Genomic DNA, 15857 nt, shown 5'->3' with positions numbered 1-15857 from the left:
GCTTCTACATTCACGGCTTCGCTCCCTGGGAGGCTTCCATCTCGGCGCGCAGGGCTGCGGCGCGAGGATCGAGTTCACGGTTGGCGAACCGCACGTAGATGCCGGTGATGGCGAACGTCGTGATGAACTGGCCGAGGCCGAGCAGTAGACCGACGTTGATGTTGCCCCACACCTTGGTCGACATGAAGTCGACGGCGTAGGTGCTGAGCAGCACGTAGATGACGTACCAGACCAGGAAGAACCCGGCCATCGGGAACACGAAGCTACGCAGGCGGTGCCGGAGTTCCTGGAACTCGGGACTGGCCTGCATGTCGACGAACGCTTGCGCGTCCGGTGGCGAATTGGTTTCCGGTGCGGTCACCTTGGACTCCTGAAGTTGATGTGAGCTGTAGCTGACTCGGAACAGTAGTGAGAGTCAGGTCACAACATCAGGGGGTGGCGTCGATCACACGACGGGCTGCGGGAGTGTGCGACGAGCGGTAGCGCAGACCCGACGAACGGCCTCCTCTCGCTACAGCTCGCGCTCTCGGTCTTTGCCCATGTCGAGGCCTTCGGGCAGGTGCAGTCGGGCGAAGATTCGGGAGATGTCCGACGGCACTGTTCGCCGGGTGGCGAGGCTGACGACGATCATCGCGGCGAAGGCCACGGGAACGCTGACCGCGGCCGGGTAGCCGAGTATCGCTGCCGCCCAGCCCCCGAGGACACCGTCGGAGATGGGGGTGACGACGGAGATCGACGCGGCGACGAGGGAGAGTCCGCCGCCGAGGAACAGCCCGGCCGCGGCTCCTGCTGCGGTGAGTCCGCGCCACCAGATGCCGAGCACGAGCAGCGGACACAGCGTGGACGCGGCGACGGCGAACACGAGCCCGACGGTACGCGAGAGATCCAGTGAGACAACGCCGATCGACAGTGCAAGTGGCACTGCGCCGGCAAGGACGGCCGCGACACGGAAGTCTCGGACCTTGCCCGAGAGCACGTCGGTGCTCAGGACGCCCGCGATGCTGACCAGCAGGCCGGACGACGTGGACAGGAAGGCGGCGATGGCACCGGCGGCCACGAGCGCCGCGAGCAGCTGCCCCGGCACCCCGGACAGTACGGAGCCGGGCAGCAGCAACACCGCGGCGTCGGAGGCACCGGTGATCAGCAGCTGCGGCACGTAGAGCCGGGCGAACACACCGAGGACCGTCGGGAACAGATAGAACGTGCCGAGCAGCGCCAGCACGGTCAGCGAGGTCAATCGCGCGGCTCGGCCGTCGGGGTTGGTGTAGAACCGGACCAGCACGTGCGGCAGCCCGAGGGTGCCGAGGAACGTGGCCAGGATCAGTGAATACACCTGGTAGAGCGGGTGCTGACCGCCCAGTCCCCCGCCGGGCATCGCCCAGGCGCGGTCGGTGGTCGGTGCGCCGGCGACCACCGGAACCGGCGAGCCTGCGTCGAGGGTGAGCAGTGTCCCGGACCCGAGCCGGTGTTCGCCTGCATCGAGAGTCACACGTCCATCGACGCTCTGCTCGTCCAGGGTTCCTGTCACGGACACCACGATCGGTGAGTCGACCTGCACGAGCACGTCGGTAGTGATGTCGACCCGGGTCTGCTCGGCGACGGTCGGCGGGGCCGCGGTACCGACGCTGCGGTCGTCGGCGACGAAGTGGACGGTCAGCACCAGTGCGGGGATGGCGATCGCGGTGAGCTTGAGCCAGTACTGGAACGCCTGCACGAAGGTGATCGAGCGCATTCCGCCGCCGACGACGTTCGCGATGACGATCAGACCGACCGCGAGTGCTCCCACCCAGCCCGGCACTCCGAGAAGGATGTTCAGCGTCAGGCCTGCACCCTGGAACTGCGGCACCAGATACAGCGCGCAGATCACCACCACCACGAGCATGGCCACGGTACGCAACCATGGTGCGCCGAGCCGGAATTCGACGAAGTCGGGCACCGTGTACGCACCGCTCCTGCGCAGTGGGGCGGCGACGAAGAGCAGCAGACCGAGATAGCCTGCCGTGAAGCCGACGGGGTACCAGAGCGCATCGGCACCGTACTTGGCGATGAGACCGGCGACACCGAGAAACGATGCGGCAGAAAGGTATTCGCCCGAGATAGCCGCGGCGTTCCACCGCGGTCCGACGGTCCGCGAGGCCACCAGGAAGTCGGACGTGGTGCGGGCCAATCGAACTCCGTAGACACCGATGCCGACGGTGGCCACCGCGGCCACGATCAACGCAATCAATGTCGCGACGGGTATCGATCCGTTCACCGGCGCCTAGTCCTCGACCAGGCCGACGAACTCGGCCTCGTTACGCTCGGCGCGGCGCACGTACGCGCGGCCGACGCCGAACAGCAACGGATAGATGGCCACCCCCAGCAGCAACCACGGCAACCCGATACCGAACGGCGCGACATCGGTGAAACGGGTGAGCAGCATGCCCAGCAGGGGAATCGCGAACAGGATCGACAACGTCATCACCGCCAGCCGCAGCGACAGCAGGAGTTGCGCACGCACCAGGCTTCGCACCAGCGCGTCGCCCACCTCGGTTTGCTCCTGCACCTCGACGCGGGTGCGCACCAGGCGCGCGCCGCGGCGCTGCGAGAGCACCACCCGCTCCCGGTGCGGCTGACTCACCGCGCACCTCTCGTCACCGCGACGACCACGACTGCAGCGGACCGCGCACGAGCCGGTCCTTGAGTTCTCTGGTGTGCCGCCGGCTCACCGGTAGCTCGCAGGCCGGCAGCGCGCCGGTGGCGCGCAGACACACCACCAAGCCCGAACCGACGCTTCTGATTCCGGTGACCAACGGAAGCGACACCAGATACGAACGATGCACTCGCAGGAAACCGGCATCGGCCCAACGACTTTCGAGAGCCGAGATGGGAATGCGCACCAGGTGCGAACCGGTGGCGGTGTGCAGCCGCGCGTAGTCACCGTCGGCCTCCACCCACGCCACCGACGACCGGTGTACCAGCGTGGTGGTTCCACCGAGCTCGACCGGGATGACCTCGTCGGCAGCCGATTCGGCCGACTCGGCGGGCCGACGACGGGCGAGCAGAACCCGTCGGACGGCCTCGGCCAAGCGGTCGTCGCGCAACGGCTTGAGGAGGTAGTCCACCGCGCCCAGATCGAAGGCAGCCAATGCCCGATCGTCGTGCGCGGTGACGAATACGACCGCAGGTGGCCGAGCGAACGCCGACAGGATTCCGGCGAGCTCGAGGCCGTCGAGGCCGGGCATGTTGATGTCGAGGAACACTGCATCGACCACGGATTGACCGGAGGTCTGCTTGAGTTGGCGCAGGGCTGTGGTCGCGTCCTGCGCGGTGTACACCTCGGCCACGGCCTCCTGCTCGCGCAGCAGGAAAGCCAGCTCGTCCAGGGCAGGCCGCTCGTCGTCGACCGCCAGCACGACCAGCCCGCGCGCCGAACCGGAGTTCGCTGGATGCGTCATGCCCGCACCCCCGGCCTGAACTTGGGCACCCGCATGCTCACTTTCGTGCCTGCTCCCGGTGCGGTGTCCACGACGAGACCGTAGTCGTTTCCGAAGGCCGCCCGCAGCCGATCGTCCACGTTCGCCAGTCCGACGTGGGCCGCATCCTCGGTGTGCAGGCTGCCCGATCGCAGTACCTCGGGGTCCATTCCCACTCCGTCGTCCTCGATGCTGATCACGGCGTCGGTGCCCTCGTCGGCGGCGATGATCGTGACGCGACCGCCGTCGGCCTTGCCCGACAACCCGTGCCGGACGGCATTCTCCACCAGTGGCTGCAGCGCCAGAAACGGCAGGGCCACCCCGAGCACCTCGGGAGCCACCTGCAGGGTGACCTGCAGCGAATCGCCGAACCGGGCCCGTTCGAGCGTCAGGTACCGATCGATGTTGCGTAGTTCGTCGGCGAGCACGGTGAATTCTCCGGCGTTGCGGAAGGAGTACCGGGTGAAATCGGCGAATTCGAGCACCAGTTCCCGTGCCCGATCCGGGTCGGTACGGACGAACGACGCGATGGTGCCCAGCGCGTTGTAGATGAAATGCGGGCTGATCTGGGCCCGGAGTGCACGCACCTCGGCTCGGTCCAACCGCGCCCGCGATGCGTCCAGTTCGGCGAGTTCGATCTGACCGAACGCGTAGCGCGCGACCTCGGCGATGGCCCCGAGCATGCCCGGCCCTGGTTCGGCCACCACCGCGGCACCGAGCACCCCCACCACCGGCGAATCCTCGTCGATCAACGGCTGCACCACCAGGGCTTTGACCTCGTGAATCGAGCCGAGCGGAAGCCGCACGAGCACGCGGCGCTGCCCGTCGACGGCGCGTCTGGCCGCCTCCACGAACGCCGGCGTCAACTCCGGCCACGGCCCGTCCCAGGCCAGCAGCGACGCACTCGGATCACAGATCCCAAATGCATCCGCCCCGGTCAGGACCCTGAGATGGGGAGCAGCGGCGGCAGCCGAGCGGGCATCGAGACCGTTCCGCAGCGGCTTCGCCGCCAACGACGCGGTATGCAGGGTGGCGTGAACCGCACGCTCCTCTGGAGTGGTCAGATCGCGTCGCCCACGCAGGCTGATCAGCGCGATGGCGGTGACGATCGCCGCCACGATCACCGCCATCCACGCCAGTGCCGCGGTCATCGTGCGCAGGTCCCGGTGGTCGGAACGTTCAAGAAGCGCTCGACGAGCCAGTCGACGCCGATGGCGTTGGCGGCCAGATCCGCGTGCCCCTGCTCGGGTTCCGAACGCAGTTCCACGTCGTCGCCGAGTCCGCAGGCTTTCGCCACGGCGTCGCGGGTCCACTGCGGATCGATCAGGTCGTCGCGCTCGCCGACCAGAACGAACAGCGGAACATCGGTGCGGGACGTCGGCAGCGCCACCGATCGGAGCCAGTCCGTCATTCGATTCGCGGCCCGGTCATCGGCCGGGACGGCATCGGCCGGATCGATGACGGCTCCGGCGTCGGCCTTGGAGAATCCGAGCAGGTCGCTGCAGGCCGTCAGCGCGGTCACGTTGTCGGCGAAGGAGCCGCGGATGTAGTCCGAGCGCTCGACGCTCGGATCCGTGACGTGCAGACCCTCGTAGAGAAACGGCACCAGCAACTGACGGGACAGGGTCTGTTCGGTGTCGGCTGCGAAGTACCGCGTCAGATCGGCTGCGGGCGACAGCGCGGCGACCCCGACCAGTTCCAAACCGTCGCCGTACTCCGCATTACGCTCGGCAGTGGCCCAGACTGCTTGTCCCCCTTGAGAAGTGCCGATGGCACCCCATCGGGTTCCGACGTCGGGCACCACGGTGCGCGCGGCGCGCACGGCATCGATGACGTCGTAGGCTGCTGCATCGATGTTCAGATACGCCGGATCTCCCGGGGTTCCCAGACCCTGGTAATCCGTCACCACCACGACGGTGCCGCGCTCGAGGAAGGGCGTCACCAGGCCGATGGTGCCCAACAGGTTCGGATACAGCGAGGGCGCACACTCGTCGGTGACACCGGTGGTACCGTGCCCGACCGAGACGATCGGCCAGCCACCGGCAGGCGCAGAACCCTTGGGCACGAACACGGTTGCCGATGTCTCGGTTCCGCCTCCGGTGACGCCGTCGGTGGTGCGGTAGACGATCTTCGTGGCGGATCCACCCAGGAAGGCGACACCGATGTCGACCTGACCGAGCGGCATCGACGACACGATCGAACCGCGGTCGGAGCCCTCGGGTGCCGGATTCGACGTGGGTGCGGGAGCCACGGGAGGCACGGCAGGCGAACTGCACGCGGCGAGGGCGAACACGAGTGCCGCGGCGGCCACCAGTCCGGTCGACCTCACTGTCTCAGCGCTCCCACTGTGTTCGTCGTCTACGTCGTGCGTCGTTCGATGCGTGCCTCGGCCGCGATCTCTTCCACGTCCAGACCATTCAACACTGTGCGTAGGGCTTCGTCGTCCAACTCCCCCGAGTCGCGGGCGGCGATCAGTGCGGCCCGCTGCGCGACCAGGACATTGTGCCGCAGGGTGTCGAACAGCGCGCCGGCCGCCGCGATTCGCTTCTCGCGGTCCTCGGTCTCGTCCGCGTCCATCCGGGCCCGCACCGACCGTCGCACGCGGGCGATCACCTCGGCTACCCGGTCACTGTCGACGCCGGAGATGCCGTCCTTCGCGGCCCGCTCGAGGTAGGTCTCGGCAGCCGTGCGGGCGATGGCCTGCGAGAGCAATCGTTGGTTGTCGTTGCGTTGCTGCTCGAGTGGATCGGCGACGTCCAACCGCCGAATCAGGAGCGGGAGCGTCAGGCCCTGCAGCAGCAACGTTCCGACTGCGACGACGAACGCGACGGCTTGAATCACCGCCCGCCCGGGAAATTCGTCGCCGAGAACGGTGGTGAACGGAACACCCGCGGCTGCGGCGAGAGTCACCACCCCGCGCATCCCGGCCCACGACAGCACCAGGTTCTGCTGCCACGTCAGGCCGTCGGCCACCCCCTCGCGGCGAAACACCGTGCGGAAGAGCAGGTTTCTCCCCGAGTTGAGGAAGATCCAGGCCGGACGAACGACGATGACCACGAGCAGCACCAGCAGCGCGTACCCGAAGATGTGATGCACCGGAAGACCCTCGCGCTGCACCTCGGAGATGACAAACTTCAGCTGTAAACCCATGTACGCGAACACGAATGCTTCCAGCAGCAGGTCCACCGTGGGCCACACCTGGCGCTCCTGCACCCGGGTCGAGACCGACACGTCGGCCGTGACACGGCCCAGTACGAACCCCGCGGTGACGACGGCCAACACGCCGGACGCGTGAATCTCTTCCGCCGCCAGATACGCCGCGAACGGTAGGACGAGTCCGAGCACAGTCTCGAGCGCCGAGTCGGCGATCCGGTTTCGCACGAAACGAACGATGCGCGAGAGGACGAATCCGACGAGCACGCCGCCGACGATCTCGTACAGAAAGAACAGAACCGGTGAGCCGAGTTCGATACGACTGCCCGTCACCGACGCAACGGTCAAGGTGAACAAGGTCAACGCAGCCGCGTCGTTCACCAGGCTCTCCCCGGTGAGGATGGCCATCATTCTCGCGGGCAGGCCGAGCTTGCGACCGACGGCGATCGCAGAGACCGCGTCGGGTGGGGCCACGACGGCACCGAGCACGAGGGCCGCGCCCAGGGTCAGCTCGGGAACGAGCAGGTTGGCGAAGTACCCGACGGCCACGGTCGTCACGATCACCATCACCAGACCGAGGCGCAGGATCTGGCCGATGTTGCGGCGAAAACTGACGAAGGAGTAGTTCAGCGCCGCGGAGTACAGCAACGGCGGCAGCACGACACCGAGGATGAGCTGGGGCGAGAGACTGATGTGCGGTACGCCGGGCACGAACGATGCGATGGATCCGACGGTCACCAGAACGAGCGGGACCTGCAGGTCCAGACGCTTGGCGAATCCCGCGACCGCGATCGCGAAAATGACTACGAGAAGAAGTACCGGTCCGTCCACCCGCCCGATTCTGCCGTCCGCAGCGCCCTACGGCACCACCGACGACCCGAACACCGGGTGGACGGCCCGAATCGACCTACTTGTCCGGAATTGCCTTCTTGGCGGCTTCCTGCACCTTGTCGATCTTGTCGGCGTACTTGCCACCGGTCTTATTGTCGATGAAGTCGCCGGCCTTCTCCACGACATCGTCGATCTTGTCCGAGTTCTCTGCCGCAAGGTTCTTGCCCTTGTCGACCATGCCCTTCAAATTGTCTGCGAAGCCCATGAAACTCTCCTGCCAGTCGGGTGAAACGGAACACCTGCAGTTTACGTTCGCTCCTGCCGATTACGCAGTACCGATCCGAATCGGTGGGCAATCTCGACGAGTGCGATACCGACAGCGCCGATGATCAACGCGCTCGTGGTGGCACCGACGTTCGAGGGATCGAGCTTGAAGAAGGTGCGGCAGAACGGGATTGCGAACAACAGCAGGTATCCGCCGACGGATCCCGCGAGCAGCACCACCTTCCACCAGGTGTACGGCCGCGCGACGACGGCCAGGACCCACAACGCGATCATGATCAACGTGATCAGTGCGGTGGTGCTCGCCTGGGTCACCTCAGTCTCGGTGGCGTTCGGACCCGCGTAGGCCAGCAGATACGACACGAACGTGCATGAGCCGACGATCAACCCGGACGGAACGGCCAACCGCATCACCCGCGAGACGAACCCGCTGCGTGCCCGTTCGTTGTTCGGGGCCAGCGAGAGCACGAACGCTGGAATGCCGATGGTGAACCACGCGGCGATGGTCACGTGCCTCGGCAGGAAGGGATACGGGATCGGCTCGAAATGGAAGACCTGCGACAGCACTCCCGAGAGCCCGATGAGAAACGCCAGCAACACCGAGTACACGGTCTTGGTCAGGAACAGGTTGGACACGCGCTCGATGTTGCCGATGACGCGTCGCCCCTCCCCCACCACGTAGGGCAGGGTGGCGAACTTGTTGTCCAACAACACGATCTGCGCAACGGCACGCGTGGCCGCACTACCCGAGCCCATCGAGACACCGATATCGGCGTCCTTCAGTGCGAGCACATCGTTGACGCCGTCACCGGTCATCGCAACGGTATGACCTCGAGACTGCAACGCGCCCACCATCGCACGCTTCTGGTCCGGCCGAACGCGGCCGAACGTCGTCGAGTTCTGCACGGTGTCGGCCAGTTGCTCGGAATCCTCGGGCAGGTCACGTGCGTCGATCGGGGCATCGCCACCGGGAAGTCCGAGCGAACCGGCGACCGCGCCGACCGACACGGCGTTGTCCCCGGAAATGACCTTGACCTGAACCTGCTGACTTGCGAAGTACTCCAACGTGTCTCGGGCGTCCTCGCGCACCTTCTGCTCGAGAATCACCAGAGCCCGCGGGGTGACGACTCCCGGCGCCGCGGTGTCGTCGACGGCGAGGTCACTGCTGGCGAGCAGCAGTACCCGCAGACCCTTGGAGCCGGCATCTTCGGCCTGTCGAGCGGTCTCCGAGGTCGGGTCGAGCAACACGTCCGGGGCACCGAGCAGCCAGTTACCGTGCTCGCCGTACGACAGACCGCTCCACTTCTTGGCCGAGGAGAACGGAGCTACCGCGCTCTGCGTCCACCCCGGCGCGTCGGGATACGCCTCACCGACGGCCTGCACACTGGCATTGGGACGCGGGTCGTCGTGCGCCAGAGACGCCAATACTTTTGTCACCGAGTCGGAGTCGTGCTCGTCGATCAACACCAATTCCGAGAGCCGCATGCCGTTCTCGGTGAGAGTGCCGGTCTTGTCGGCGCATACCACGTCGACTCGGGCGAGCCCTTCGATCGCAGGCAGCTCCTGCACCAGACATTGCCGCTGACCGAGCCTGATGACGCCCACGGCAAAAGCGATCGACGTCATCAGTACGAGACCCTCGGGGACCATCGGGACCAGGGCCGCGACCATGCCGTTCAAAGCAGGCCGCAGAGCCTGCCCGCTGGAGAACAACTGGTTGTAGATGATCAGCGCCCCGGCCGGAATCATCAGGTAGGTGATGAATTTCAAGATCTTGTCGATACCGCTGCGCAGCTCGGACTTGACCAGGGTGAACTTGCTGGCCTCTTCGGCGAGCTTGGCCGCATAGGCGTCGCGTCCGACCTTCGTCGCCCGGTAGGCCCCACTGCCCGAGACGACGAAGCTGCCCGAAAGTACCTGCGCTGCTTCGAGTTTGTGCACCGTATCGGCCTCACCGGTGAGCAGCGACTCGTCGATCTCCAGGCTTGCCGTCTCGATGACCTCGCCGTCGACGACGATCTGATCACCCGGTCCGAGTTCGACGATGTCACCGAGGACGACCTCGTCGGGCGGAATCTGTTGCGAGACACCGTCACGTCTCACCTGCGGCTTGTTCTGACCGACGATGGCCAACCGATCCAGCGTGCGCTTCGCGCGGATCTCCTGAATGATTCCGATGCCACTGTTCGCGACGATCAACAGCCCGAACATGCCGTCGATCACCGAACCGGTCGAGAGCACGATGATCAGCAGCACACCGAGAATCGCGTTGATTCGGGTGAACACATTGCCCCGCACGATGTCGCGAAACGAGCGTGAAGCGCGAGCGGGAACGTCGTTCGATTTCCCCTCGGCCCGCAGTGCGGCGACCTCCGCCTCGGTCAGCCCGGTATCCCGCTGTGCATCGGCGTCGATAGACATGGGTGCAGCCTAGTGCTGCCTCAGCCCAGACGGGTCCACCAGCGATCGTCGTGCAGGGCCCTCGTACCGTCGACGCGTTGACCCGGCATCGGTACCGCAACCTGCACACCCACGTCCTGAGCGGCGGCGTGCAGTCGCACGATCGGCTCGGACCACGGGTGAAAAGCCAGGTTGAACGTCGCCCAGTGGATCGGCACGAAAATTCCCGACGGCGTCAGATCCACGTGCGCCGTGACCGCCTCCTCGGGATTCATGTGAATGTCCGGCCAGCGCACGTCGTAGGCCCCGACCGGAAGAAGCGTCAGGTCGAACGGTCCGTACTTACTGCCGATCTCGGCGAACTTCGGTGTGTAACCGGTGTCGCCGCCGAAGAAGACCCGCCGCACCGGACCGGCGAACGCCCAGGACGCCCACTGCGTCGAATCGCGAGTCAGGCCGCGTCCGGAGAAGTGACGAGCCTCGGTGCACGTGACGGTGAGGCCACCGATCGCCGTCTGCTCGTCCCAATCGAGTTCGATGATGCGCTCACCCGGCACCCGCCACTTGCGCAGGTGCGCGCCGATGCCCAGAGGCACGACGAAGGGAGCCGACTGCGTGCTCGCCAGCTTCTGCACCGTCGCCTTGTCGAGATGGTCGTAATGATCGTGGGAGATCACGATGGCGTCGACCCGAGGTAGGTCCGTCAGGTCGACCGGCGTCGGATGCAGCCGTGCCGGGCCCACCACCGAGGACGGGGACACGCGATTGCTCCAGACCGGATCGGCGAGAATGCGATATCCGTCGACCTCGACGAGCACACTCGAATGTCCGTACCAGGTGACCGCCAGCTCGCCCGCGTCCACCGGCGCGATCGGCGGTGCCAGTGGGATCGGCCGCTGCGGCCTGCCCTTACCTCGCTCGGTGAACAGCGAGACGAGCATGTTCTTCTGCCCCTTCTCGCCGCGACCCGGCACGTAACTGGAACTGGGGTCGGAGTTGTGGAACCGGCGGTCTCGGTATCGCGGCGACCCGGCCGCGTAGGGAGTGATGTGCACGCGTCTGGCACCGATGGCCGACGGAAGACCCCACAGCGCACGCGCCAACCATGCCCCGCCCAACGCTGCGGTTGCTCCTGCTGCCAACTTCGTCTTCGTCACGGGCACCACAGTAGGCGGCGCCGACGTCTTCGCAGCTCACCCGTAGCCTTGCCGTAGAATATTCGCGTCGGTTTTGCTGCTAGAAGGGGAGACATTGAGTACCGAACAGCTCGAATTCCAGGCGGAGACGCGTCAGCTCCTGGATCTGATGGTGCACTCCATCTACTCCAACAAGGACAGCTTTCTCCGTGAACTGATCTCGAACTCCTCGGACGCGCTGGACAAGCTGCGCCTGGAGTCGTACCGCAACAAGGATCTGGACGTCGACGTCTCGGATCTGCACATCGAGATCGACATCGACTCCTCCGCTCGTACCCTCACCATCCGGGACAACGGCATCGGCATGTCGCGCTCGGAGGTCATCGACCTCATCGGCACACTCGCCAAGTCCGGCACCGCCGAGGTCCGCAAGAAGCTCAAGGAGGCCAAGGATGCCGCGGCTTCCGAGGAGCTGATCGGCCAGTTCGGCATCGGCTTCTACTCGACGTTCATGGTGGCCGAGAAGGTCACGCTGCTCACCCGCAAGGCCGGCGAGAGCACCGCCACCAAGTGGGAATCCACCGGCGAGGGCACCTACGAGATCACCGACGTCGACGACGCCCCGCAGGGTTCCTCGGTCACGCTCGCTCTCAAGCCCGCCGACGAGGAAGACCACCTCCACGATTACGCGTCCGAGCGCAAGATCAAGGAATTGGTCAAGAAGTACTCCGACTTCATCGCCTGGCCCATTCGCATCGACGTCGAGAAGCGCGTCAAGAGCGAAGAGGAGGGCGGCGAGGACACCGTCACGATCGAGACCGAGACGATCAACTCGCAGAAGGCGCTGTGGACTCGCTCCAAGGACGAAGTGTCCGAGGAGGAATACAAGGAGTTCTACAAGCACGTCAGCCACGCCTGGGACGAGCCGCTCGAGGTCATCCCGTTCAAGGCCGAGGGCACGTTCGAATACCAAGCGCTGCTGTTCATTCCGTCGCAGGCACCGTTCGACCTGTTCATGCGCGAGAGCAAGGCCGGCGTACACCTGTACGTCAAGCGCGTGTTCATCATGGACGACTCGCAGGAACTGCTGCCCGAGTACCTGCGCTTCGTCAAGGGTGTCGTCGACGCAGCGGACCTCTCGCTCAACGTTTCTCGCGAGATCCTGCAGCAGGACCGGCAGATCCGCGCGATCCGTCGTCGCCTGACCAAGAAGGTGCTCTCGACCGTCAAGGAGCTGCAGAGCGAGCAGCCCGACAAGTACAAGACGCTGTGGTCGCAGTTCGGGACGGTCCTCAAGGAAGGCCTGATCTCCGACTCCGACAACCGCGAAACCCTGTTGGGCATCTCGTCGTTCGCGTCCACCCACTCCGAAGAGGGTCTGACGACCCTTGCCGAGTACGTGGACCGGATGAAGGACGGCCAGCAGCAGATCTACTACATGACGGGCGAATCGCGTCAGCAGATCGAGAGCTCGCCGCACATGGAGGCGTTCAAGGCGCGCGGTCTCGAGGTGCTGCTGCTCACCGACTCGGTCGACGAGGTGTGGGTCGGCAACGTCACCGACTTCGACGGAAAGTCGTTCCAGTCCATCGCCAAGGGCGAGGTGGACCTCGACACCGAGGAAGAAAAGAAGGAGTCTGAGGCCAAGCGCGAGGAGCAGGACAAGGAATTCGCCGACCTGCTCACCTGGCTGACCGAAACGCTCGGCGAGGACGTCAAGGAGGTACGTCTGTCGACGCGCCTGACGACGTCACCGGCCTGCGTCGTCGGCGACGAGTTCAGCTTCTCCCCGCAGCTCGAGAAGATGTACAAGGCCTCGGGCCAGTTCGTGCCGACCTCCAAGCGCATCCTCGAACTCAACCCGAACCACGACCTGGTGACGGGATTGAAGAAGGCCCGCGAGGATCGCAGCGACGATCCGCACCTCGCCGAGACCGCCGAATTGCTCTATGCGACGGCACTTCTCGCCGAGGGAACCGAGCTGAAGGATCCGGCCAAGTTCTCCAAGTTGCTCGCCGATCGGTTGACGCGCACCATCTGAGTGCCTGCGGCAGTGGTGTGGTTAGGTGCCCCAGGCGGCACATAACCACACCACTGCGGCGCAGCCGCACTCACTGAGGCGGGAGAATGTGCTCCCCCGTCTTGTCGGTGCTCAGTGACAGCGAACTGATGTACTGCTTTTCTCCGTTGGGCCCCGGCACGTTGGACGCGATCATGTCGGGTCGCTCGAATTCCATGCCGCTGACGTGGCACATCACGAGTTCGTCGGACGGGTTGCCGTGCTCGTCGAACATCGGCAGATCGATACCGTCGTCGGTGCGTCGCAGGTAGTACTTGCCCTTGGTCGCCACCGCCAGGATCGGCGGAAGAACGAGTGCGAGAACGAGAGCCACGATGGGCGAATACGGTTTGATCGCAGACCCGAATGCCCCGAAGAACACCAGAATCGACAGGATCGCCGACACCGCCATCGATCCGAAGCCGACCGGATTGATGTTGTAGAGCATGCCGCGTCGGAACTCGGGCACCTTGGGCGAGAGCTTCAGGATGTACTTGTTGAACACGATGTCCGAGGCCACCACTGCGATCCACGCGATACCGCAGTTGGCGTAGAAGCCGAGGATGCTGTTGAGGAAGTCGAACATGTTGGCTTCCATCAGGATCAGCGCGATGGCCAGGTTGAACAGCACGAACACCATGCGGCCCGGATACGTCTTGGTGAGGCGGGTGTAGGAGTTGGTCCACGCCAGCGATCCCGAATAGGCGTTGGTCACGTTGATCTTGATCTGGCTGATGACGACCAGGATCACCGCGAGGGTCATGGCGAGCCAGCCCGGCATGAAGTTCTCGTAGATCTCCAGGAATTGGTGCACCGGCTCGTTGGCGATGCTGGATCCGTCGACGACGTTGGCGATCAGGTACACGGCGAGGAAGAGGCCGACGACCTGCTTGAGGGCACCGAAGATGACCCACCCCGGTCCGGCGAGAAGTACTGCCGTCCACCAGCGTCGGGAGTTCTCGGGAGTCTTGGGCGGCATGAAACGCAGGTAGTCGATCTGCTCGGCGATCTGCGCGATGAGCGAGAGACACACGCCTGCGGCGAGCATCACCGACCCGACGTTGACGCCCTTGCCGTCGGCCCCGTCCTGACCGCCGTAGGCGAAGAACTCGCCCACCGAGTCGGGATTGCTGATCACCAGGTAGACGAACGGCAGCACCATCAGGACGAGCCACAGCGGGGTGGTCCAGACCTGAAGTTTGGCAAGGGCTTTCATGCCGTAGATGACCAGCGGGATGACCATGATGGTCGAGACCGCGTACCCGATGGGCAACGGGATGCTCAGCCCGAGTTCGAGTCCCTGCGCCATGATCGAACCTTCGAGCGCGAAAAAGATGAACGTGAACGTCGCGAAGATGACGTTGGTGACGACCGATCCGTAGTAGCCGAAACCGCTTCCACGCGTGATCAAGTCGAGGTCGATGTTGTAACGGGCCGCATAGTAGGCAAGCGGAAGGCCGGTCAGGAAGATGACGACGGCGAACACCAGGATGCCCCACAGTGCGTTGCCGGTTCCGTACGAGATTCCGATATTGGCACCGATGGCGAAATCCGCGAGATACGCGATGCCGCCGAGCGCGGACGTCGCGACAACACCGGTCCCCCACTTACGGTAGCTACGCGGCGCGAAGCGCAGCGTGTAGTCCTCGAGCGTCTCTTTCAGCGCGGTGTCTGTCGGCGCTGGCTGTACGGCGGTCATGGATCAACACCGTAGAACCGCCACGTTGCCGACGTGTCTTGCGCCGATGTAGCTGGTGTTAATCGAACCGGCTTATCGGACATACGTCTCGGACGCCCATCCACCGGGCGGTGTCAGGCAGCTGTGCGGGCCGCCAGTAGCGAAAAGTTCGCGAGTTCGGCGCGCAGCATGTTCATCGCCCGGTGCTGGGCGACCCGTACGGCACCGGCCGTCATTCCCAGAGCTTCGCCGGTCTGCGGTGCCGTCAGGCCCCACACCACTCGCATCAGGATGATCTTGCTGTACTTCGGGGGCAGGGTGTTCATCAGGGCCTGCGCATGGGAGCGGAGTTCGTCGCCGAGCGCGACCTGCTCGGGACCGTCCTCGCCCGACACTTCCTCGGGCAGCTCGGCCGTCGAGAACGTCTGCCGCAGAGCCGATCGGCGACCGGCATCGGCCAGTTTGTGAGCAGCGATGCCGTAGACGAATGCCATGAACGGTTTGCCCATGTCGCGGTACTTGGGAATCGCGGTGACCAGAGCGAGGCAGACGTCCTGCACCACGTCGTCGGCCGCGACATCGAGATTGCCGATGCGGGCAGCGCAGTAGCGGCGAATCGGAGGTTGGATCAACACCAGTACGCGTTCGAGTGCGGCACGGTCGCCCGCGACGGCCCGCGGTACGACGTCTTCGAGCGTGTCCATGGAAGTGCTCATGGCCGATCTCCTTCTTGGCAACGCGCGCCCTCACCTGAACGCTCACCAGTACTTCGAGGCAGCCGACCGTTCGGCTTGGTCGGATCGGCTACCACAATCGAGAAGAATGTGACTCAGGTAACACGGCGTGTCGTACGAGCGACGTAT

At 65.1% G+C, this 15857-nt stretch carries 13 protein-coding genes; 1 reads left to right on the top strand and 12 read right to left on the bottom strand.

The window, feature by feature from the left end:
* Positions 1 to 10: 10 nt before the first annotated feature.
* The 10 genes from CH278_RS08715 to CH278_RS08670 all read right to left on the bottom strand — a co-directional run bounded on the left by CH278_RS08715 (position 11) and on the right by CH278_RS08670 (position 11278).
* On the bottom strand, positions 11 to 310 hold the full coding sequence (locus tag CH278_RS08715; RefSeq protein ID WP_094621737.1) for a DUF485 domain-containing protein: 300 nt from the start codon (positions 308 to 310) through the stop codon (positions 11 to 13).
* Positions 311 to 511: 201 nt separating this feature from the next.
* Entirely contained in the window at positions 512 to 2254 is a 1743-nt protein-coding gene (locus CH278_RS08710) for a sodium/solute symporter (RefSeq protein ID WP_094621637.1), read from the bottom strand.
* Between the two features lie 6 nt (positions 2255 to 2260).
* Positions 2261 to 2620, bottom strand: coding sequence for a hypothetical protein (locus CH278_RS08705; protein WP_027495968.1), 360 nt, complete (start codon positions 2618 to 2620; stop codon positions 2261 to 2263).
* Between the two features lie 13 nt (positions 2621 to 2633).
* Positions 2634 to 3437 carry a LytR/AlgR family response regulator transcription factor gene (locus CH278_RS08700; RefSeq protein ID WP_032381697.1) on the bottom strand — a complete coding sequence of 268 codons (804 nt, stop codon included), beginning with the start codon at positions 3435 to 3437 and terminating at the stop codon, positions 2634 to 2636.
* Positions 3434 to 4606 carry a sensor histidine kinase gene (locus CH278_RS08695; protein WP_094621636.1) on the bottom strand — a complete coding sequence of 391 codons (1173 nt, stop codon included), beginning with the start codon at positions 4604 to 4606 and terminating at the stop codon, positions 3434 to 3436. The genes CH278_RS08700 and CH278_RS08695 overlap by 4 nt, the downstream gene beginning before the upstream one ends.
* Complete coding sequence (locus CH278_RS08690) at positions 4603 to 5784, bottom strand: alpha/beta hydrolase family protein (protein ID WP_179274330.1); 1182 nt, start codon at positions 5782 to 5784, stop codon at positions 4603 to 4605. Before CH278_RS08690 ends, CH278_RS08695 begins: the two co-directional genes overlap by 4 nt.
* A gap of 29 nt (positions 5785 to 5813) precedes the next feature.
* Positions 5814 to 7439 (bottom strand): Na+/H+ antiporter, encoded by a 1626-nt coding sequence (locus tag CH278_RS08685; protein WP_094621635.1) that lies wholly within the window; start codon positions 7437 to 7439, stop codon positions 5814 to 5816.
* 76 nt (positions 7440 to 7515) lie between these two features.
* Positions 7516 to 7704: an antitoxin gene (locus CH278_RS08680; RefSeq protein ID WP_027495963.1), complete on the bottom strand. Its 189-nt coding sequence runs from the start codon at positions 7702 to 7704 to the stop codon at positions 7516 to 7518.
* A 41-nt stretch (positions 7705 to 7745) separates the two neighbouring features.
* Positions 7746 to 10142 carry an HAD-IC family P-type ATPase gene (locus tag CH278_RS08675; protein ID WP_094621634.1) on the bottom strand — a complete coding sequence of 799 codons (2397 nt, stop codon included), beginning with the start codon at positions 10140 to 10142 and terminating at the stop codon, positions 7746 to 7748.
* A gap of 20 nt (positions 10143 to 10162) precedes the next feature.
* The gene (locus CH278_RS08670) at positions 10163 to 11278 is read right to left on the bottom strand and encodes an MBL fold metallo-hydrolase (RefSeq protein ID WP_094621735.1); all 1116 of its coding nucleotides are present in this window, start codon (positions 11276 to 11278) and stop codon (positions 10163 to 10165) included.
* A 94-nt stretch (positions 11279 to 11372) separates the two neighbouring features.
* Between CH278_RS08670 and htpG the strand changes: the two genes are divergently transcribed.
* The gene (gene htpG / locus CH278_RS08665) at positions 11373 to 13298 is read left to right on the top strand and encodes a molecular chaperone HtpG (RefSeq protein WP_094621633.1); all 1926 of its coding nucleotides are present in this window, start codon (positions 11373 to 11375) and stop codon (positions 13296 to 13298) included.
* A 70-nt stretch (positions 13299 to 13368) separates the two neighbouring features.
* On the opposite strand, the gene CH278_RS08660 is transcribed toward htpG, so the two are convergent.
* Both CH278_RS08660 and shbA read right to left on the bottom strand, forming a co-directional pair.
* Entirely contained in the window at positions 13369 to 15015 is a 1647-nt protein-coding gene (locus CH278_RS08660; protein ID WP_032385718.1) for a purine-cytosine permease family protein, read from the bottom strand.
* Between the two features lie 113 nt (positions 15016 to 15128).
* Complete coding sequence (gene shbA, locus CH278_RS08655; RefSeq protein ID WP_094621632.1) at positions 15129 to 15710, bottom strand: RNA polymerase sigma factor ShbA; 582 nt, start codon at positions 15708 to 15710, stop codon at positions 15129 to 15131.
* Positions 15711 to 15857 lie beyond the last annotated feature (147 nt).

This window comes from Rhodococcus sp. 05-2254-5, from assembly GCF_002258575.1.
Lineage (GTDB): Bacteria > Actinomycetota > Actinomycetes > Mycobacteriales > Mycobacteriaceae > Rhodococcoides > Rhodococcoides fascians.
Note: the sequence above shows the minus strand (reverse complement) of the source record. Positions and strands in the feature narration are given on the sequence as shown.